The sequence below is a fragment of the Nonomuraea cypriaca genome (assembly GCF_015645445.1).
GTDB lineage: Bacteria > Actinomycetota > Actinomycetes > Streptosporangiales > Streptosporangiaceae > Nonomuraea > Nonomuraea cypriaca.
The window spans coordinates 1-18,065 of sequence record NZ_JADOGI010000143.1; the positions used below are offsets into that span (position 1 = coordinate 1).

The 18,065-nt window shown below is 67.9% G+C and carries 22 protein-coding genes; 3 read left to right on the forward strand and 19 right to left on the reverse strand.

Going from position 1 to position 18,065, the window contains the following annotated elements; all coding sequences use genetic code 11:
* Positions 1 to 1,356 (forward strand): aldehyde dehydrogenase family protein (locus ITP53_RS35910; RefSeq protein WP_195899916.1); only part of this gene is annotated, 1,356 nt, incomplete at its 5' end.
* Positions 1,357 to 1,500: 144 nt separating this feature from the next.
* A complete protein-coding gene (locus ITP53_RS35915) occupies positions 1,501 to 2,043 on the forward strand; it encodes a TetR/AcrR family transcriptional regulator (RefSeq protein ID WP_236051515.1) in 543 nt (180 codons plus the stop codon).
* A 115-nt stretch (positions 2,044 to 2,158) separates the two neighbouring features.
* On the opposite strand, the gene ITP53_RS35920 is transcribed toward ITP53_RS35915, so the two are convergent.
* The 4 genes from ITP53_RS35920 to ITP53_RS35935 form a co-directional block, all read right to left on the reverse strand.
* Entirely contained in the window at positions 2,159 to 2,476 is a 318-nt protein-coding gene (locus ITP53_RS35920) for an STAS domain-containing protein (protein ID WP_195899918.1), read from the reverse strand.
* A gap of 65 nt (positions 2,477 to 2,541) precedes the next feature.
* Positions 2,542 to 3,702, reverse strand: coding sequence for a sensor histidine kinase (locus tag ITP53_RS35925; RefSeq protein ID WP_195899919.1), 1,161 nt, complete (start codon positions 3,700 to 3,702; stop codon positions 2,542 to 2,544).
* A complete protein-coding gene (locus tag ITP53_RS35930) occupies positions 3,702 to 4,811 on the reverse strand; it encodes an ABC transporter permease (RefSeq protein ID WP_195899920.1) in 1,110 nt (369 codons plus the stop codon). Before ITP53_RS35930 ends, ITP53_RS35925 begins: the two co-directional genes overlap by 1 nt.
* A complete protein-coding gene (locus ITP53_RS35935; RefSeq protein ID WP_195899921.1) occupies positions 4,808 to 5,704 on the reverse strand; it encodes an ABC transporter ATP-binding protein in 897 nt (298 codons plus the stop codon). Before ITP53_RS35935 ends, ITP53_RS35930 begins: the two co-directional genes overlap by 4 nt.
* Positions 5,705 to 5,831: 127 nt before the next feature.
* Between ITP53_RS35935 and ITP53_RS35940 the strand changes: the two genes are divergently transcribed.
* Positions 5,832 to 6,422, forward strand: coding sequence for a cob(I)yrinic acid a,c-diamide adenosyltransferase (locus tag ITP53_RS35940; protein WP_195899922.1), 591 nt, complete (start codon positions 5,832 to 5,834; stop codon positions 6,420 to 6,422).
* 10 nt (positions 6,423 to 6,432) lie between these two features.
* Here the strand turns inward: ITP53_RS35940 and ITP53_RS35945 are convergent, their stop codons facing one another.
* The 15 genes from ITP53_RS35945 to ITP53_RS36015 all read right to left on the reverse strand — a co-directional run bounded on the left by ITP53_RS35945 (position 6,433) and on the right by ITP53_RS36015 (position 18,061).
* A complete protein-coding gene (locus ITP53_RS35945; RefSeq protein WP_328816865.1) occupies positions 6,433 to 6,798 on the reverse strand; it encodes a DUF2550 domain-containing protein in 366 nt (121 codons plus the stop codon).
* A 40-nt stretch (positions 6,799 to 6,838) separates the two neighbouring features.
* Positions 6,839 to 7,237, reverse strand: coding sequence for a F0F1 ATP synthase subunit epsilon (locus ITP53_RS35950; RefSeq protein ID WP_195899924.1), 399 nt, complete (start codon positions 7,235 to 7,237; stop codon positions 6,839 to 6,841).
* A gap of 69 nt (positions 7,238 to 7,306) precedes the next feature.
* Positions 7,307 to 8,755, reverse strand: a complete 1,449-nt coding sequence (atpD, locus tag ITP53_RS35955; protein ID WP_195899925.1) for a F0F1 ATP synthase subunit beta — start codon at positions 8,753 to 8,755, stop codon at positions 7,307 to 7,309.
* A 1-nt stretch (position 8,756) separates the two neighbouring features.
* On the reverse strand, positions 8,757 to 9,659 hold the full coding sequence (locus tag ITP53_RS35960; protein WP_195899926.1) for a F0F1 ATP synthase subunit gamma: 903 nt from the start codon (positions 9,657 to 9,659) through the stop codon (positions 8,757 to 8,759).
* Between the two features lie 3 nt (positions 9,660 to 9,662).
* Positions 9,663 to 11,312, reverse strand: coding sequence for a F0F1 ATP synthase subunit alpha (atpA, locus tag ITP53_RS35965; RefSeq protein ID WP_195899927.1), 1,650 nt, complete (start codon positions 11,310 to 11,312; stop codon positions 9,663 to 9,665).
* 23 nt (positions 11,313 to 11,335) lie between these two features.
* A complete protein-coding gene (locus ITP53_RS35970; RefSeq protein WP_195899928.1) occupies positions 11,336 to 12,145 on the reverse strand; it encodes a F0F1 ATP synthase subunit delta in 810 nt (269 codons plus the stop codon).
* On the reverse strand, positions 12,145 to 12,699 hold the full coding sequence (locus ITP53_RS35975; RefSeq protein ID WP_195899929.1) for a F0F1 ATP synthase subunit B: 555 nt from the start codon (positions 12,697 to 12,699) through the stop codon (positions 12,145 to 12,147). Before ITP53_RS35975 ends, ITP53_RS35970 begins: the two co-directional genes overlap by 1 nt.
* 31 nt (positions 12,700 to 12,730) lie before the next feature.
* Entirely contained in the window at positions 12,731 to 12,964 is a 234-nt protein-coding gene (atpE, locus tag ITP53_RS35980; RefSeq protein ID WP_195899930.1) for an ATP synthase F0 subunit C, read from the reverse strand.
* A 71-nt stretch (positions 12,965 to 13,035) separates the two neighbouring features.
* The gene (gene atpB, locus ITP53_RS35985) at positions 13,036 to 13,833 is read right to left on the reverse strand and encodes a F0F1 ATP synthase subunit A (RefSeq protein ID WP_195899931.1); all 798 of its coding nucleotides are present in this window, start codon (positions 13,831 to 13,833) and stop codon (positions 13,036 to 13,038) included.
* Positions 13,834 to 13,909: 76 nt separating this feature from the next.
* The gene (locus tag ITP53_RS35990; RefSeq protein ID WP_236051516.1) at positions 13,910 to 14,125 is read right to left on the reverse strand and encodes an AtpZ/AtpI family protein; all 216 of its coding nucleotides are present in this window, start codon (positions 14,123 to 14,125) and stop codon (positions 13,910 to 13,912) included.
* A gap of 66 nt (positions 14,126 to 14,191) precedes the next feature.
* Positions 14,192 to 14,614: a hypothetical protein gene (locus tag ITP53_RS35995; protein ID WP_195899932.1), complete on the reverse strand. Its 423-nt coding sequence runs from the start codon at positions 14,612 to 14,614 to the stop codon at positions 14,192 to 14,194.
* 222 nt (positions 14,615 to 14,836) lie between these two features.
* Positions 14,837 to 15,484 carry a TfuA-like protein gene (locus ITP53_RS36000; RefSeq protein ID WP_195899933.1) on the reverse strand — a complete coding sequence of 216 codons (648 nt, stop codon included), beginning with the start codon at positions 15,482 to 15,484 and terminating at the stop codon, positions 14,837 to 14,839.
* Positions 15,484 to 16,836 carry a YcaO-like family protein gene (locus tag ITP53_RS36005; protein ID WP_195899934.1) on the reverse strand — a complete coding sequence of 451 codons (1,353 nt, stop codon included), beginning with the start codon at positions 16,834 to 16,836 and terminating at the stop codon, positions 15,484 to 15,486. The genes ITP53_RS36000 and ITP53_RS36005 overlap by 1 nt, the downstream gene beginning before the upstream one ends.
* Entirely contained in the window at positions 16,833 to 17,351 is a 519-nt protein-coding gene (locus ITP53_RS60585; protein ID WP_195899935.1) for a helix-turn-helix transcriptional regulator, read from the reverse strand. Before ITP53_RS60585 ends, ITP53_RS36005 begins: the two co-directional genes overlap by 4 nt.
* 374 nt (positions 17,352 to 17,725) lie before the next feature.
* Positions 17,726 to 18,061 carry a hypothetical protein gene (locus ITP53_RS36015; RefSeq protein ID WP_195899936.1) on the reverse strand — a complete coding sequence of 112 codons (336 nt, stop codon included), beginning with the start codon at positions 18,059 to 18,061 and terminating at the stop codon, positions 17,726 to 17,728.
* Between the last annotated feature and the right edge of the window lie 4 nt (positions 18,062 to 18,065).

Here is an 18,065-nt window from a genome sequence, read left to right on the forward strand (position 1 = left end):
GGGTGGTGGGCGGGGCTGGGGGCCTCCGAGCGGAGGCGGCGGCTGCTCGACTTCAAGGCCGTCATCACCCGGGAGATCAGGGATCTGGCCGGGCTGGTCCGGGAGGAGACCGGTAAGCCGGTAGGCGATGCCACGCTCGAGATCGTGCTGGCCATCACCCATCTCGACTGGGCGGCGCGTAACGCGCAGAAGGTGCTCGGGCGGCGGCGGGTTTCCACCGGGCTGATCGGGGCCAATCTGGCCGCCACGCTCGAATATCTCCCGCTGGGTGTCGTGGCCGTGATCGGGCCGTGGAACTATCCCGTGTTCACGCCCATGGGTTCCATCGGATATGCGCTGGCCGCCGGAAACGCGGTCGTTTTCAAGCCCAGTGAGCTCACTCCGGGCGTCGGCGTGCGGCTGGCGGAGTTGTTCAGGGAGTCGGTGCCCGAGCAGCCGGTGTTCCAGACGGTGACCGGGCTGGGCGAGACCGGGGCGGCGCTGGCGGGCGATCCCCGGGTGGGGAAGGTGGCGTTCACCGGCTCGACCGCCACGGCCAAGCGGGTCATGGCGGCCTGCGCCGAGAACCTCACGCCGATCGTGGCCGAGTGCGGCGGCAAGGACGCCTTCATCGTGGACGCCGACGCCGACCTCGTCGCGGCCGCCGACGCCTGCCTGTGGGGCGCGATGTCCAACGCCGGCCAGACCTGCGCGGGCGTCGAGCGCGTCTACGTCGTGGACGAGGTCTATGAAAGTTTCATGCGGGAGCTGTCCGAGCGGGCGACCAAGGTGCGGGCCGGCGAGGACTACGGCCCGATCACGATGCCGGGCCAGGTGGACATCATCAAGCGCCACATCGACGACGCCGCCAAGTCGGGCAGGATGCGGGCGGGCGGCCCGGCGGCGGTGCGGGCGCCGTACGTGGACCCGGTCATCGTAGAGGACGTGCCCGAGGACTCCCCCGCGGTGCGTGAGGAGACGTTCGGGCCGACCATCACCGTCCGGCGCACCCGCGACGCGCAGGAGGCTCTGGAACTGGCCAACGCCTCGGCGTACGGGCTGGGTGGCACCGTGTTCTCCCGCAATACGCGCCGGGCGATGGAGTTGGCCCGCAGGATGCGCAGCGGAATGACCGCCGTCAACTCGGTCATCTCCTTCGCCGGAGTGCCGGCGCTGCCGTTCGGCGGGATGGGCGATTCGGGATTCGGCCGGATCCACGGCGCCGACGGTCTGCGGGAGTTCGCCAGGGCGAAGGCCATCTCCCGTCAGCGCTTCGCGATGCCGGGAATGAACCTCACATCGTTCGCCAGAGGCCCCGCTGAGCTTGAGCGGCTGATCAGACTCGTCACGTTCTTGCACGGGCGACGTAAGAGTTAATCATCGCACCCTTTCCCAAAAGCGATCACGCGTCCATAATTGTGTGCTCTGGGGGCCACGATCATGTTGGACGGGTGGAATGTGAACCGGTCTTACCGGGGAATGTCGGCTGAGCAAAGGCTGGCAGACAGACGCGAGCGGCTGATGACAGCCGCCTACACGCTATACGCCAAGCCGGGTTTCACGGCGACGACGATCGAAAGGCTGTGCTCGGAGGCGCGGATCTCCAACCGCGCCTTCTACGAATGTTTCGGCGGCAGAGAGGAGCTCCTTCAGGCACTGCACGAGCGCTGCGTGGACGAAAGCCTCGCGGTCGTGGCGAAAGCGGTGGAGGAGGCGCCGGCGGCACTTGACGAAAAAGTCAAGGCCGGGATTCGCGCTTATATCGAATTTGCTACAGCCGACTGGCGGCGGGCCCGCATCATGCACGTCGAGGTACGCAGATCCGGGGATGTCCTGACACTGTCACGCCAGCGGGCCGTGCACGCGTTCGCGCGACTCGTGGAGGACGCCGTGGCCGATTTCCCGCCGACGGTCCCGCTGAATCGGCACCTGGTGGCACTCGGTGTAATTGGAGCGCTACAAGAGTTGCTCATCGAATGGCTGCTCACGGAAGATCAACCGGACATCGACGAACTCGTCGACGTCGCCGTGCACATCTTCGGCCGCAGCCTCGGCACGAGCTGATTCGCATTCTTTTCGGGCTGTAGCCGGGCCGGCAAGCGTACCGGCCGTAATGTCTACATTTTGTCTAAACGAAGTGCGGGCGGCGGCTGATCGCCGCCCGCACTGATATGTCACATCAGGCCACCGCGGCCTCGTGAACCTCCACGTGCAGCACCCGATTCAGCCGGGTCACCGCGAGTATTCGCATGATCCGCGGTGGCACCCCCCGAAGAACGAGGCGGCGTTGCACGCTCAGCGCGCGCCTGTGCGCGCCCACGAGAACCCCGAGCCCCGTCGCGTCGATCATCTCCAGCTTGGAGAGATCCAGGATCAGGTCGCCTTCCCCGGAGTCCAGGGCCTTGTGCACTCGCTCCCGTACCCCGGCCGAGGTCCCGGCGTCCAGCCGGGCACCGATCCGCACCACCTGAGCCCTCGGATTGCCCCGGACGCGCATGCCACCTCCTCAGTCTCACCCCTGCGCAAAACACTTGCCGAGGTGAACCACCTGCAGTGGTTCCCCTACCCACGTATCGGCAATGACACGACCGCGTTGAGCACGAACTGTCCGTCATCCGTCGAATGGGCGCTCACCGTGCCGTCCACGGCCGCGAGCCGCTCCTCCATGCCCGTCAGACCGGTCCCCGGATCCATGGCCTGACGCTGGATCACCCCGTCGTTACGCACGATCAGCTCCGCCCGCTGCTCGGCGAAGCGGATGGTGATGTCGCAGAAGGTCGCGGCGCTGTGCTTGAGCACGTTGGTCACCGCCTCACGCACCGTGTAGGCGAACACCGGCGCCACCCCGCCAGGCAGCTCGCGATACGGAACGCGCACCTCGCAGCGGACCCCAGCTGCTTCGAGCACTCCTTTAACACCATTCAGCTCGGCCGTCAAGTCAAGCTCGCGGTAGCCACGCACGGCCTGCCGCAGCTCGCGCAGCGCCGTCCTGGTCAGCGTGTTCACCTCCGCCATCTCCGCCTTGGCCGCCTCCGTGTCCACGTCGGAGAGCCGTACGGCCAGCTGGGTCTTGACGGCGATGGCCGACAGCCGGTGCCCCACCAGGTCGTGCAGGTCCCTGGCGAAACGCAGCCGCTCCTCGGCCACCGCCAGCCGCGTGTGGGCCTCGCGACCCTCGTGCGCCTGTACGGCGAGCTCCCAGATCCAGATCCACATCTTGTTGGTCAACGGCAGGAACGTGCAGAGGAACGCGTACATGACCCCGTAGGAGACCAGCGGCCTGTCGACGCCCACGTCCATGACGGTCCAGCCGCTCGCCAGGCTCAGGCCACCGAGCCCGACGCCCGCCACCCACGTGCCCACCGCCTGCAGGACGGCCGTGCGCCTGCGAACCCCGAGCGTGGCGAGGGCCAGCCAGGAACTGAGCAAGAACCCCCAGCCGATCGGGTCGGCACCGCCCAGGCCGGCAGCGAGCAGCGCGAGAACCGCCGCCACCACCACCTGCCTGGTGGGATAACGGCGGTCCAGCACCGCGTCGAATATGAGCGGGCAGAGCCAGGTGAAGCCGATGGCGGCGATCAGCGCCGGCACGGTGCGCCACCAGTTGAGCTCGTCCTCGCGGAGCGCGGTCACCAACGCCGAGGCGATGAGGAACCACATCAGGGCGATGCTCGAGACCAGCAACAACCCGGTGAAGCGCCGCGCCCGCTTGAGCGGATCCATTACCCGGCGCGCAGCACGTCGCCGATTTTGAGCCTGGCGCCCGTCCGCAGCACGGCCCGCTCGTAGATCTTGGCGCCGAAGGCCAGCACCACCAGCACGGCCGCCACCATCGCCACCATCGACGCCCCCACCTGCCACAAGGGCACCTCGGTCGCGGCCATCCGCACCGGCATCACCATGGAGGAGAACGGCGGGATGTACGACACCACGGTGGCCAGCGTCCCCGTGGGGTCGTTGGTGGCGTAGAAGGCGACGAAGTACGACGCCATGATGGTCATGGTCAGCGGCGTCAACACGCTGCCCACCTCCTCCTGGCGCGAGACCAGCGAGGCGAAGCCGGCCGCCAGGGTGGCGAAGAAGGCGTACCCGAGCACGAACCACACCAGCACCCCGGCGACCAGCCCGGGAATACCGGGCGGGAAGTCGGCGGCCAGCCCGGAGGCCGTCGCCGCGCCAAGGCCGACGACCACGATCGTGACCATGTTGATCAGGCCCAGCACTCCCAGCCCGAGGATCTTGCCGCCGAGCAGCTGCCACGGCCGCAGCGTGGACAGCAGGATCTCCACGATCCTGCTGCCCTTCTCCTCCACCACGCCCATGGCGACCATCGTGGCCTGTCCTATGAGCTGCATGAAGAGCAGCAGGACGAGCACCACGGCGATGCCGGTGCGGGCGGCCTCGTAGCGCGTGTCGGCGCCCACGGACTCCATGCGCAGCGGCGGGATCGCCACGCCGGCGGCACCGAGCTTGACCTCCCTGTTGACGCTCTGCATGAGCACGCCGAGCTGAGCGTCGATCTCACCGTCCGTGAACACTTTGGCGCCGTCGACCAGCACCGCGTCCACGTCCCCTGCCAGCACGGCCGTCTTGGCCGCCGCCTCGTCGGGGAACGTCCGCCACTCGAACTCCGCGTCCGGCGCGGCGGCCTGGAGCGGGAGTTGCTGGGAGTTGACGGTGCCCAGGGTGTAGGAGTCGCCGCCGCCCATCAGCTTGGGGAGGAAGGCCAGGACGGCCACCACGAGGGCCGTGATGAGCAGGCCGATCACGAACGCCTTGGTGCGTACCTGTGTGACGATCTCGCGGCGGGCGACCAGCATCAGTCCGTTCACGCCACGGCCTCCTTGAAGATCTCGGTGAGGGTCGGCTGCTCGGTGCCGAAGTGCTCGACGTGTCCCGCCTTCAGCGCGCGCCGCAGGATCTCCTGGTCGTCGCCGTCCGTCGTACGCAGGACGTGCCGGTCGCCGTTGACGGTGACCACGCCGGGCAGGCCGTCCGCCCAGCCCTGCGCCGGGTCGCGGACGACCACGCGCAGCGTGCTGCCCTCGGCCGCCCGCAGGTCGGCCACCGTACCCGTGGCCACCATCCGCCCCGCAGAGACGATGCCGACGGAGTCGCACAACCGCTCGACCAGCTCCAGCTGATGACTGGAGAAGATCACCGGCACGCCGCCCCTGCACCGCTCCTGCAGCACCGTGGCCAGCGCGTCCACCGCGATCGGGTCGAGCCCGGAGAACGGCTCGTCCAGGACCAGCACCTCGGGGTCGTGCACCAGCGCCACGGCGAGCTGCACGCGCTGCTGGTTGCCCAGGGACAGCGCCTGCACGGCATCGCTCCTGCGCTCGGTCAGCCCGAGCCGCTCCAGCAGGTCGTCGGTGGCCTTCGTGGCGTCCGGCGCGCTCAGACCGTGCAGACGGCCGAAATACTCGATCTGCTCGGCGACCCGCATCTTCTGGTACAGGCCCCGCTCCTCCGGCATGTAGCCGAAGCGCTGCCGGGCCTCGTAGCCGAGTTGCCCGCCCTGCCAGCTCACCGAGCCGGAGTCGGCCTGGAGCACTCCCATGACGATGCGCATCGTCGTCGTCTTGCCGGCGCCGTTCGCGCCCACGAACCCGAACATCTCGCCCGGCCGTACCGTGAATCCGATCCCGTCGAGGGCGACCTTGCCGCCCGGAGCGTCGGGGCCACCCGCGAAACGCTTGCGCAGCTCGCTGATCTCGAGCATCAGGTTCTCTCCTTCATCATGGATCAATGGTGCCTTTCACGGCATTAGACCGGCCAGTCGCCGAAATCATGGGCCTGATGTGGATCCCGCGTCTTCTCGGGATGACATTTGTCATTACGCTGGGCACATGACGCGCGCCGACAAGGACAAGCCGGTCGTCCTCTCCCGCATCTACACCCGCACCGGAGACGACGGCACCACCGGCCTGAGCGACATGAGCCGCGCTTCGAAGACCGATCCCCGGCTCGCCGCCTACGCCGACGTCGAGGAGGCCAACGCCTGCCTCGGCCTGGCGCTCTCACACGGCACGCTGCCCGCGGAGCTCGTGGAGATCCTCGTCCGGATCCAGAACGAGCTGTTCGACGTGGGCGCCGATCTGGCGACGCCGGTCGTGGAACACCCGGAGTTCCCGCCGTTGCGGGTGGAGCAGTCGTACATCGACCGGCTGGAGGAGCTGTGCGACCGCCTCAACGCCGCGCTCAAGCCCCTGCGCAGCTTCATCCTCCCCGGCGGCGACCCCGCCACGGCCGCCTTGCACCTGGCCAGGGTCACGGTCCGCAGAGCGGAACGGACGACCTGGGCCGCCCTCGAGGTCCACGACGACATGAACGTGCTGGCGGCGAAATACCTCAACCGCCTGTCCGACCTGCTCTTCATCGTCTGCCGGCTCGCCCACGACGGCGACGAGATCCTCTGGAAGCCGGGCGGCACCCGCTGAGCCGGCGGTGTCAGGCCACGTCCAGGTAGGCGCTGGGCGGCGCGGACTCCAGCCACGCCAGGAAGCCCGTGAGCGCGTCGGCGCTCATCGCGAGGGACAGGCCGACCGTGCTCCCACCGCAGTCGACCGCGAAAAGCCCGCCGTCGATCTCACGGCGGGCTGATACGACGAGGCCGCGCCTCGCGATCGCGTGGCGCGGCCTGAGTCGGACGCCTATGAGCGGGATCCAATGGAGCTCTCCGTCGGCGTAGCGGGCTACACCGCTCTGCCAGCCCCGCTCGCCTACCTGGAGGCGACAGGGCACGCTGCCACGTGAACGCGCCAGGACGATCCCGCGTACGAACACGAGGGCGGCAAGCAGCAATACGATAGTCACACCCGTCGCAACCATGCCGCCCCCTGAGACCGTTAGTTAATTAAACCTCTTCGCCCGCCGCGCGGAGCCGGGCCCTGGCACGCTTGGCCTCGATCGCCGCGTCGGCGTCCTCCTGGTCGGCCTCGATCGCGGCCTGAGCCCGATCGAGAGCGTTGCGAGCCGCCGAGACGTCGACCTCGGATCCGAGCTCGGCCACCTCGGCGAGCACGGACACCTCGTCGTCGGCCACAGAGATGAACCCCCCGTGCACGGCCGCCACGAGCTCGCCTTCCTCCCGCTTGACGCGCAGCACGCCGCCCTCGACGAGGACGCCGAGCACAGGTGCGTGTTGCGGCATAATACCGATCTCGCCGTCCACGGTCTTGGCAATCACCATGTCGGCCTCGCCCGACCAGATCTCACGCTCGGGTGAGACAACCCCTACGCGTAGCTTCGCCACTTTGTGTAGGTCCTTTCCGATCAGGTAGTGGTGTGGCTTCGGTGCACCACACCACTACCGTTGGGCGATTCAGCGGCGCTCGAGTTCCTTGGCCTTGGTCACGGCCTGCTCGATGCCGCCGACCATGAAGAACGCCTGCTCGGGCAGGTGGTCGTACTCACCCGCGCACAGGCCCTTGAAGGAGGCGATGGTCTCGTCCAGCGGCACGGTCTCGCCCGGCTGGCCGGTGAAGGCCTCGGCGGCGTACATCGGGTGCGACAGGAAGCGCTCGATGCGGCGGGCCCGCTGGACGGTGACCTTGTCCTCCTCGGGCAGCTCTTCGATACCGAGGATCGCGATGATGTCCTGGAGCTCGCGGTACTTCTGCAGGATCCGCTTGGTCTCCTGGGCCACCCGGTAGTGCTCCTCGCCGACGATCTGCGGGTCGAGGATCCGGGAGGAGGAGTCGAGCGGGTCCACCGCGGGGTAGATGCCCTTCTCCGAGATCGGCCGCGAGAGCACGGTCTGCGCGTCGAGGTGCGCGAACGCGTTGTGCGGCGCCGGGTCGGTGATGTCGTCGGCGGGCACGTAGATCGCCTGCATGGAGGTGATCGAGTGACCGCGCGTCGAGGTGATGCGCTCCTGGAGCACACCCATCTCGTCGGCCAACGTGGGCTGGTAACCCACGGCCGACGGCATCCGGCCGAGCAGCGTGGAGACCTCGGAACCGGCCTGCGTGAAGCGGAAGATGTTGTCGATGAACAACAACACGTCCTGCTTCTGCACGTCGCGGAAGTATTCGGCCATGGTCAGCGCCGACAGCGCGACCCGCAGGCGGGTGCCCGGCGGCTCGTCCATCTGGCCGAAGACGAGGGCGGTGTCCTTGAGGACGTCCGCCTCCTCCATCTCCAGCCACAGGTCGTTGCCCTCACGGGTACGCTCGCCCACACCGGCGAAGCACGACGTGCCACCGAAGTTACGGGCGACCCGGCGGATCATCTCCTGGATCAGGACGGTCTTGCCCACGCCGGCGCCGCCGAACAGGCCGATCTTGCCACCCTGCACGTACGGGGTGAGCAGGTCGATGACCTTGATGCCGGTGACCAGCAGCTCCGTGCGGGACTCGAGCTGGTCGAACGCCGGCGACGGCCGGTGGATGCCCCACCGCTCGTTGATCTTGAGCGAGGCGGTCGGCACGTCGAGCGTCTCGCCCAGCGCGTTCCACACATGGCCCTTGACGACGTCGCCGACCGGCACCGAGATCGGGCCGCCGCTGTCGGCCACGGCCTGGCCGCGGACCATGCCGTCGGTCGGCTGCATGGAGATGGCGCGCACGAGGTTGTCGCCCAGGTGCTGGGCGACCTCGAGCGTCAGGGTCCTGGTCTCGCCGCCGAGGGTCACCTCGACGTTGAGTGCGTTATAGATGTCGGGCATCGCATCGACGGGGAACTCCACGTCGACGACGGCGCCGGTGACACGTGCCACGCGGCCTGTGCCGGCCGCGGGGGTTTCTACAGTCTCAACAGCCTCTGCAGTCATTTCACTCTTTCCCCGCTGCGGCGTCAGCGAGCGCGTTGGCCCCACCGACGATCTCGCTGATTTCCTGGGTGATCTCCGCCTGGCGAGCCTGGTTCATCTGCTGGGTCAGCACCCGCATCAGCTCGTTGGCGTTGTCGGTCGCGGACTTCATCGCGCGCCGCCGCGCGGCCTCCTCCGAGGCCGCCGACTGCAGCAGCGCCGTGAAGATGCGGGACTCCACATAGCGCGGCAGCAGCGACTCCAGAACGTCACCCGCGGTCGGCTCGAACTCGAAGTATGGAGGGATCGCGGTGGACTCCGTCGCCTCGGTCTCCTCGACCTCCAGCGGCAGGATCCGCTTGACCACGACCTGCTGCGTGAGCATCGAGATGAACTCGGTCGACACGATGTGGATCTCGTCGATCCCGTTGTCGTCCTTGAACGAGTCGATCAGCGTGTTCGCGATCTCCTTGGCGTCGGCGTAGGCCGGCTTGCGCGTGAAGCCGACCCAGTTGCCGCCCATCTCCCGGTTGCGGAAGGTGTGCCAGGCGACACCTTTGCGCCCGGTGACGAACGGCACCACGTCGAGCCCGCGGCCTTCCAGCAGCCCGCGCAGGGCCTCGGCCTCGCGCAGCACGTTGGCGTTGAAGCCGCCGCAGAAGCCGCTGTCGGTGGTGACGATGAGGATGCCCGCCCTGGCGGGGTTCTCCTTCGCCACGGTCAGCGGATGGTCGACGCTCGCCGCGTTGCTGACGACGCCCGTGACGGCGCGAGTGATCTCACGCTCGTACGGCAGCGCCGCCTGCATCCGCTGCTGCGCCCGCACGATCCGTGAAGAGGCGATGAGCTCCTGGGCACGCGTGATCTTCGCGGTCGACTTGACCGAGTTGATCCGCCGCCGCAGCAGCCTTATCTGGGCAGCCATGTCCTACTTCTCCGCCGCCGCACGTACAACCTTCTTGATCTTCTCCTGGCCGACCTCGTCGGCCTCCAGCGGCGCCACCGGCTCGTCCTTGACCAGCAGCTCGCCCGAGGAGGTGGTGAAGCCCTTCTTGAACTCCGTGATGGCGTCCTTGAGAGCGGTCACCGCGTCGTCGGGCAGGTCGTTGGTCTCCCTGATGCCGTCGAAGATGCCCTTGTGCGAGGACTGCAGATAGTCGAGGAACTCCGTCTCGAAGCGGTGGATGTCCTCGACCGGCACCTCGTCGAGCTCACCGGTGGTGCCGGCCCACACCGACACGACCTGCTTCTCGACGGGGAACGGGGAGTACTGCGGCTGCTTGAGCAGCTCGACCAGGCGCTGGCCGCGCTGGAGCTGAGCCAGGGAGGCCGCGTCGAGGTCGGAGGCGAACGAGGCGAACGCCTCCAGGTCGCGGTACTGCGACAGCGACAGCTTCAGCGTGCCCGCGACCTTCCGCATCGCCTTGACCTGCGCCGAGCCACCGACTCGGGAGACCGAGATGCCGACGTTGATCGCCGGGCGCACGCCGGCGTTGAACAGGTCCGTCTCCAGGAAGCACTGCCCGTCGGTGATGGAGATGACGTTGGTCGGGATGAACGCCGAGACGTCGTTGCCCTTGGTCTCGATGATCGGCAGGCCCGTCATCGAGCCGCCGCCCATGTCCTTGGACAGCTTGGCGCAGCGCTCCAGGAGCCTGGAGTGGAGGTAGAAGACGTCGCCGGGGAAGGCCTCGCGGCCCGGGGGGCGACGCAGCAGCAGGGACACGGCGCGGTAGGCGTCGGCCTGCTTGGTCAGGTCGTCGAAGATGATCAGGACGTGCTTGCCCTGGTACATCCAGTGCTGGCCGATGGCCGAGCCGGTGTAGGGGGCAAGGTACTTGTAGCCCGCCGGGTCGGAGGCGGGGGCGGCGACGATGGTGGTGTACTCCAGCGCGCCTGCCTCCTCGAGGCGGGACTTGACCTGCGCGATCGTCGAGCCCTTCTGGCCGACCGCGACGTAGACGCAGCGGACCTGCTTCTCCGGGTCACCGGAGGCCCAGTTCTCGCGCTGGTTGAGGATGGTGTCCACGGCGATCGCGGTCTTGCCGGTGCCACGGTCACCGATGATCAGCTGACGCTGGCCACGGCCGATCGGCGTCATGGCGTCGATCGCCTTGATGCCGGTCTGCAGGGGCTGCTTCACCGGCTGCCGCTGGACGACCGAGGGGGCCTGGAGCTCGAGGGCACGCCGGCCCTCTGACTCGATGGCGCCCTTGCCGTCGAGGGGGTTGCCGAGGGGGTCGACCACGCGGCCGAGGAAGTTGTCGCCGACGGGCGCGGACAGGACCTCGCCCGTCCTGCGGACCGTCTGGCCCTCCTCGACGCCGCTGAACTCGCCCAGAATGACGACACCGATCTCGCGGGTGTCGAGGTTAAGTGCCAGGCCGCGCGTGCCGTTCTCGAACTCGAGCAGCTCGTTCGCCATCGCCGAGGGAAGGCCGGAGACATGGGCGATGCCGTCGCCGGCGTCGACGACGGTCCCGATCTCCTCGCGCGCGGCGCCTTCCGGTTCGTACGCCTGGACGAAGCGCTCAAGCGCGTCCCGGATCTCGTCCGGCCGGATCGTAAGCTCCGCCATCTCTACTCTGTCTCCCTATTCGCCTAGCCGGCCAACCGGCGGCGGACTTCTTCGATTCGTCCCACAATGGTGGTGTCGATGATCTCGTCGCCGATGCGGACCGAGAACCCACCGAGCACTCGCTTGTCCACCTCGACGTTCAGGTGCACGTCACGGCCGTAGGAGGAGCGTAGCCACGCCATCAGGCGCTCCTTCTGCGCCTCGGACAGCTCGACCGCGCTGCGGACCACCGCCACGAGGCGCTGGCGCTGCTGGGCCACGAGCCGACCGACCTCTTCCAGACCTGCTTCCAGGCTACGCCCACGCGGGTGCACAACAAGCTGCGTGATCAGGCGCAGGCTGGTCGGGGCGACCTTGCCGCCCAGCAGGTCGCTCAGGAGCTCCCGCTTGCCCGCCTCGGGCGCTGCCGCGTCGGCGAGCGCGCGGCGCAGGTCGGGGTTGCCGGCGACGATGCGGCCGAAGCGGAAGATCTCGTCCTCCACCTCGTCGAGCCTGGACTGGCTCTCCGCCTCCGCGGCCGCTGCGACGACGCCGAGCCGTTCGAGCACGTCGGCCAGGTCACCGGCGCGCGACCACCGGGCCGAGACCGCGGCCTCGGTGGTGCCGATCGCCGACTCGCCGACCTTGCCTTCGAGCAGCGTGCGCACGATGTGCGCCTTCTGCTCCGCGGCCCTGGACGGGTCGGACAGTGCGCGGCGCAGGCCGTGTTCGCGGTCGAGCAGATCGGTGACCGCGAACAGCTCGTCTGAGAGCGTGCCGAGGTCCGCGCTGCCCGCGGCCGCGTTGAACCGCTCCTCGACCTCCGCCATCGACGTCCTGCTCAGGCCTCTCATTACCGCACCGCCTGCGCGTCGCTGGTCTCCAGCTCGTCGAGGAACCGGTCCACGATGCGGCTCTGCCTGGCCTCGTCCTCAAGGGACTCGCCGACGATGCGTCCGGCCAGGTCGGTCGACAGGCGACCGATCTCCGCACGCAGCTGGGCGAACGCCGCCTGGCGGTCCGCCTCGATCTGGGTGTGCGCGGCCTCGACGAGCCGGCGGGCCTCGGCCTGCGCCTCCTCGCGAAGCTCGGCCTTGATCTGCGCGGCCTGCTCGCGAGCCTCCTCGCGCAGCCTGGCCGCGTCGAGACGGGCCTCCTCGAGCCGCTCGGCGTACTGCCGCTGCAGAACCTGAGCCTCGGCCTGGGCCTCCTCAGCCCTCTTGATGCCGCCCTCGATGGCGTCGGTCCGCTCAGCCAGCGTCTTCTGGATGCGCGGTACGAGAATCCTGCCGACGACGATGAAGACGACGAGGAAGGCGAAGATACCGACGACGAGCTCGTAGTCGTGCGGGAGGAGGGGGTTGGACGCCCCCTCCGGCGCGGCGAGGAGCGTAGCTGCCTTAATCATGGGTGCAGCCTTTCGTCAGAGATTCTTCCGGTTACTGGATGCCCTGGAAAATGAAGGGCGCGACCAGACCGATGAGGGCGAGGGCCTCGGTGAGGACGAAGCCCAGAAGCATGTTGCGGTTGATCAGGGGGTATGCCTCGGGCTGGCGCGCGATGGCCTGCACGCCCTGACCGAAGATGATGCCGACGCCGATGCCGGGGCCGATGGCGGCGAGACCGTAACCGATGGCGGTGACGTTGCCGGAGACCTCAGCGAGAACGCTCATTTCTGTATTCCTTTACTGGACGGCCGGTGAAGTGGAGTCTCACCGGTCATGGATATTCCGGTATGTGGTTCTCAGTGCTCTGCGTGCAATGAGCCACCGATGTACATCGATGCCAGCATCGCGAAGAGGAATGCCTGCAGGAACTGAATGAAGATCTCGAATCCGGTGAAGATGATCGTCATGACCACGCCCACGACACCGACTCCGGCGCCCAGCGGAGTGAGCTTCTCGAACAGGAACCAGAAGCCGACCGTGCTGAAGAACGCGAGCAGCATGTGACCGGCGAACATGTTGGCGAACAGTCGCACGGCGTGCGTGAACGGCGCGATGATCATGTTGGAGAGGAACTCGATCGGCGCCAGCAGCACATAGATCGGCTTGGGCAGTCCCGGCGGGAACATCATGTTCTTGAAGTAGCCGCCGACGCCCTGGTGCTTGAAGCCGAGGTAGAGCTTGACCCCGTAGATCGAGAGCGCCAGCACGGCCGGGAAGGCGATGTGCGAGGCCACCGGGAACTGGGCGATGGGGACGATGCCCATCAGGTTCCAGACGAGCACCAGGAAGAAGAGCGACAGCAGCAGGCCCATGAACCGGTCGGCGTCCTTGCCCAGGAAGGGCCGGGCGACCTGGTCACGGACGAACATGTAGCCGTATTCGGCGATGTTCTGCACACCTCTTGGCACCAGCTTGGGGCTGGCGAAGGCGGCCCAGCAGAAGGCCAGCACGATGACCAAGCTGAGGAGGGCCAGCAGGACCGGCTTGGTGAACCAGCCGACCCCGGAGAAAATGGGACCGAGATTGAACAGCTCTTCAGGCGTCGGCGCCTTGAACTGATCACCTTCGGGAGCGAGGACCGTCAGCGCACTCACGCGGCGTTCCCTTCAACGTCGTAGTCGTAGTGGATCACAAAGGTTTCCTCAGCAAGGCCGCGACCGCGGCTCCGGACTACTGCCCGTGCTTGCGGTAGACCAGGTAGACGGCAAGCACAACCCCGAGGACGACACCTATGGGGAAGAACGCAGACGTGTCGAGCCAACGGTCCAGAAGCCAGCCCACGCCGCCGTAGACCGCCATCCCGGCGAGCAGTTGGCTGGGGATCGCCCACATGGCGTCGGCGAATTGGCGACCGTCGTCTTCGGGCCGGCGTTCCTGTTGGCTCATCGCGCGCCCGACGATAGCAGGCGAGAGCATGACTAGTCATATCGGGCCCCGCCCCGGGCGCCTGGCTCATGTGTCACGCTGCCAGGGGAGCTGGACGTCCGGGTCGACATAGAGGATCTTGGTCTTCATGAAGGCGCGAACCTCGGCCACCGTCCAGCCGATGGTGCAGAGCACCACGGTCCACGCGAACGCCCTGGGCTCCCACGCGGTGGTGTCACCGAAGACGGACAGCGCGATCATGATCACCACGACCTTGACGATGTAACTCGCCAGCGCGGCCGCCGCCATGAAGTGAGGGGAGATGCGAGCAGCGAACGACACGGCAAGCACGCTGATGCTGAAGAAGGCGCAGACGAGCAAGGTGCCGATCAACGCGCCGAGAGCGCCCTTGCCACCCGCTATCAGAAACGCCGTGACGACGGCGATGGCTCCCAGCATGAGGGTCGGCAGTGCGGCGCTCTTCAGTATGCGCACATCGTTTGCCTGCATCGGTGCTCCATCAGCGAGTTATCAAGCGAGCGTTTGCTACCTCTAAAGCCAGCGCATCAGAGGCCTCTGCTCGTGAAAGATATCACAAGCTCACGAGGGTCGCCTTTACCTGCCGTTTCTAGCCGGTGGCCGACGGGTGGCCCACGAGTGGCCGAGAAGCGGCCGACAGGCATCCGGGCGGTGGCCCTTTCGCAGGCCACCGCCCGGATCCGGGGCAAAGCATCAGTTTCCGGTCATGAGGCGCAGCAGCTCCTGCGCGTCCTCCTTCTTGGCGTCGGGGGCCTCGGCACTCAGGAAGTCGCGCAGCGCGTCCAGTTCGTCCGCGGGCGCGACGGCGCTCGCCAGCACGCGCGCGTAGGTGCGTTCGGGGAAATAGAGCGCCTTCGCGGCGGCGAGCACCGACTCGGCCGTGGCGGGCGAGACGATCCGGCGCTCCCGCGCGGCGGCCACCGCCACGCGGATGTTGACCATCGGCTCGCACAGCGCGCGCAGCGAATCGGGGTCGAAGGTGATGGCCACCTCGTCGTCGGCGTCGGCCTGGCCGGAACTGTACAGCTCGAAGACCTGGCCGACCCCGATCATCCCCTCGCCGGCGAGTTCGGCCGCCCGGAGGGCGCCCATGCTCGACGAGCCGTACACCTGGATGGGGTCGGTGTGGCGGTCGAGGGCCTTGAGCACCTCCTTGGGCGAGATCATCAGTCCCTGCAGGAACTGGCCGTCCACGATCCCGATGCGGGCGGGGGGCTCGGGCTCGGCCAGCAGCGCGTCGATGTCACCCCGCTTGACCGGCGGCCTGACCTCTATCTCCGGCGCGATCTCGGCGATGGAGCCCGCGTCGATGCTGGGCCCCGCGAACACCACGGCACGCATCAGCCGCCACTCCTCTTACTCGGAACGGACTTACTTGGAACGGACTTGCTCGAGATGGACGCGAGCGCGCGGTCCCACTCCGCCGAGGCCCGGCGGCCGAGCCTGCTCTGGTCGATGGCCCACGACTCCAGTCCCGGCACGATCACGCGTACGACGTGGACGGGGAAGCCCGGCGGCGTGCGGTCGACCACGATGACCCGGTCGAGCCCTTCCCCGCGCAGCCTGTCGAGCATCAGCGCGATGTCGGAGACCACGTCGTCGCTCGGATGGCTGGGCAGGTCCGCGAAGGACACCGGCGCCACGGACTCGCGCCATGGCCACACCGAGAAGTCGATGTCCCCGCCGCGCGCCACGTGCCTGTGCCAGTTGGCGACCTGGTCGCTGGGCAGGCTGATGTCCTCGCGCATGCCCTGGATGTCCACCACGCGGCTCTGCGCCGTCTCGGTCAGCGCCCGGATCAGCGCCACCTCGGCGTCGGGGTGGGTGCCGTAGCCGGCGTGGCCTGAGGAGAACGTGTCGGCGAGGTCCTCGGCCACCATCACGGCGAAGGAGGGGATGCCGGTCGAGGACGTGATGTGCCTGATGGCCAGGCGGACTCCGGTGCTTTCTATGCGATCGGCGTACCAGCCGGCGGCCTCGGGCAGCTTGCCGGGATCGACGCTGGGATGGCGGTCCTCCAGCCGGGCGATGACCCGGGCGGGGACCGAGGAGCCGAACTTGTCGCGGACCATGTGGGCCAGCCGGTTGCTGACCACGTCGGCCAGGGTGAGCGCGTCGCGCTCGATGACCTCGCACAAGGCGTGGCAGACGGCCTCCTCCAGCGTGTTGCCCGAGGCCAGGCCGTTGCTGGTGTTGATGGCGAAGCACTGCTTCTCGTGGAAGGACACGTAGTAGCCGGCCAGGCAGAGCGGGATGTACACCTCCTCGTCCGCCAGCAGGTCGAAGCCGCGCTTCCAGGACATCGGCCGGTCGGGGCGGTAGTGAGGGCTCAGCGCGATGGTGTGCTCGGCCGGGTCGAGCACCGGTAGGCCGGATGCGGCCAGCTCGGCGTAGGAGCCGATGCGGTCGGGCGCCAGCGGCTGCCAGGCGCTGAACCGTTCCACCGCTTCCATGATCGCTGAGGTGCGGGCGTCCTCGTGGGTGCGGCCCTTGCCGTTGTAGACGCTCATGATGTCGTGCGACCTGGGCACGACCGCGCTGTAGACCGGGATCCCGGTACGGTCGAGGCCCGTCAGGTCGGCGACCCGCGTGACGCCGACGGTGCGGAGCAGAGGTGTGACCCGCTCCAGCGTCGAGGCGGTGCTCACCTCCCTCGTGGGGCCGATCTTGGGCGCGCGCTCGCGCAGCTTCATCGGGTGACCTTCTCCCTTCCTGTGTGCCTGCCGGGCAGGATGCCCAGTTCGAAAGCCCGGTGTACGGCCTTGCCCCGCGAGGGCGTGTCCAACTTGGCGTAGGCGTTGGTCAGGTGGCGCTTGACCGTGGCCTCGGCGATGAACAGCCGGTTGGAGATCTCGCTGTTGCTCAGCCCGTCGGCGGCCAGCCGCAGCACCTCACACTCGCGCCTGGTCAGCAGCTCGCCCTCGCCCCGCCCCTGCCGCAGCCGGCCCACCGCCGCGCGGGGCAGTGACAACACGAACCGCTCCGCACCCGCCTGGCTGATCATCCTGACGACCGACACGAGCTCGTCGAGCTGGGCGCTCTTCAGCAGGCAGGCCCGCGCCCCGGCCAGGAACACCCGCCAGACGAGGCCGGAGTCGCCGTCCTCCGTCAGCACGAGGACCCGCGCGCCGCCGCCCGACCCGGCGACCAGCGCGCTCACCAGTTCGTCCCCATGGGCCACGTGCGGCTCGACGATGAGGATCACCACGTCGGAAGGACCGATCGCCGCCAGACTTTCCCCGACCGTCGGAAAACTGCCGGCGACCTCGATTCCCGGAACCCTTCTGAGTAATTCCGAGGCGCCCTCACGAAATAGCGGGTCACCGTCGACGAGTACGGCCCTGATCCGCGCCGGCGATTCGGCTGTCTCGTTCCGCCCTTCGAGTCCATCATCAGCCAAAAGATGGTCTTGACCTGCGCATTCGTCGTGAAGAGGCACCGTTTTCAGCAACGCTGAATTTCCTTTCTCCGAGCGGCTTCAAAAAGCTCCCTGTTTCCGGGGAGCCGCTCTTAGATTATGCCCAGCCCGGGACGGAAAAACAGGTCGGCACCGAGGACGGAATGGGACATGGCCGCGTTAGGTCATTGCGCGAACGCCCGGCCCAGTGCGGCCAGATCGGGGTACGCGCTGTCGCCCTCGGCGGCGGCCTCGAGCTCGAAGACGCCCACCGACGTTGGCGGGTAGCCGATGAGCTCGATGGCCCTGCTCACCCCCATGTATCCGCCCATGTGCTCGGGGGCGTCCCACAGGTACACCGCTCCCCAGGTCTGGCGGTCGGCGTTGGAGAACCACATCTTCAGCCTCATGCCGGGGAGCCGCGAATAGGCCTCCACCGCGTACTCGCGGAGATAGACGCGCAGGTCCTCCACGGTCCGCTCGGACTCGGCGAGGTTCCACACTACGAACTGGACGTACAACTCC

Excerpts from the sequence above, each read along its gene's own strand:
- ITP53_RS35915 (WP_236051515.1), top strand. The coding sequence starts at position 1,501 with ATGACAGCCGCCTACACGCTATACGCCAAGCCGGGTTTCACGGCGACG.
- ITP53_RS35920 (WP_195899918.1), bottom strand. The coding sequence starts at position 2,476 with ATGCGCGTCCGGGGCAATCCGAGGGCTCAGGTGGTGCGGATCGGTGCC.
- ITP53_RS35925 (WP_195899919.1), bottom strand. The coding sequence starts at position 3,702 with ATGGATCCGCTCAAGCGGGCGCGGCGCTTCACCGGGTTGTTGCTGGTC.
- ITP53_RS35935 (WP_195899921.1), bottom strand. The coding sequence starts at position 5,704 with ATGCTCGAGATCAGCGAGCTGCGCAAGCGTTTCGCGGGTGGCCCCGAC.
- ITP53_RS35940 (WP_195899922.1), top strand. The coding sequence starts at position 5,832 with ATGACGCGCGCCGACAAGGACAAGCCGGTCGTCCTCTCCCGCATCTAC.
- atpD (WP_195899925.1), bottom strand. The coding sequence starts at position 8,755 with ATGACTGCAGAGGCTGTTGAGACTGTAGAAACCCCCGCGGCCGGCACA.
- ITP53_RS35960 (WP_195899926.1), bottom strand. The coding sequence starts at position 9,659 with ATGGCTGCCCAGATAAGGCTGCTGCGGCGGCGGATCAACTCGGTCAAG.
- atpA (WP_195899927.1), bottom strand. The coding sequence starts at position 11,312 with ATGGCGGAGCTTACGATCCGGCCGGACGAGATCCGGGACGCGCTTGAG.
- ITP53_RS35970 (WP_195899928.1), bottom strand. The coding sequence starts at position 12,145 with ATGAGAGGCCTGAGCAGGACGTCGATGGCGGAGGTCGAGGAGCGGTTC.
- ITP53_RS35975 (WP_195899929.1), bottom strand. The coding sequence starts at position 12,699 with ATGATTAAGGCAGCTACGCTCCTCGCCGCGCCGGAGGGGGCGTCCAAC.
- atpE (WP_195899930.1), bottom strand. The coding sequence starts at position 12,964 with ATGAGCGTTCTCGCTGAGGTCTCCGGCAACGTCACCGCCATCGGTTAC.
- ITP53_RS35990 (WP_236051516.1), bottom strand. The coding sequence starts at position 14,125 with ATGAGCCAACAGGAACGCCGGCCCGAAGACGACGGTCGCCAATTCGCC.
- ITP53_RS35995 (WP_195899932.1), bottom strand. The coding sequence starts at position 14,614 with ATGCAGGCAAACGATGTGCGCATACTGAAGAGCGCCGCACTGCCGACC.
- ITP53_RS36000 (WP_195899933.1), bottom strand. The coding sequence starts at position 15,484 with ATGCGTGCCGTGGTGTTCGCGGGGCCCAGCATCGACGCGGGCTCCATC.
- ITP53_RS36005 (WP_195899934.1), bottom strand. The coding sequence starts at position 16,836 with ATGAAGCTGCGCGAGCGCGCGCCCAAGATCGGCCCCACGAGGGAGGTG.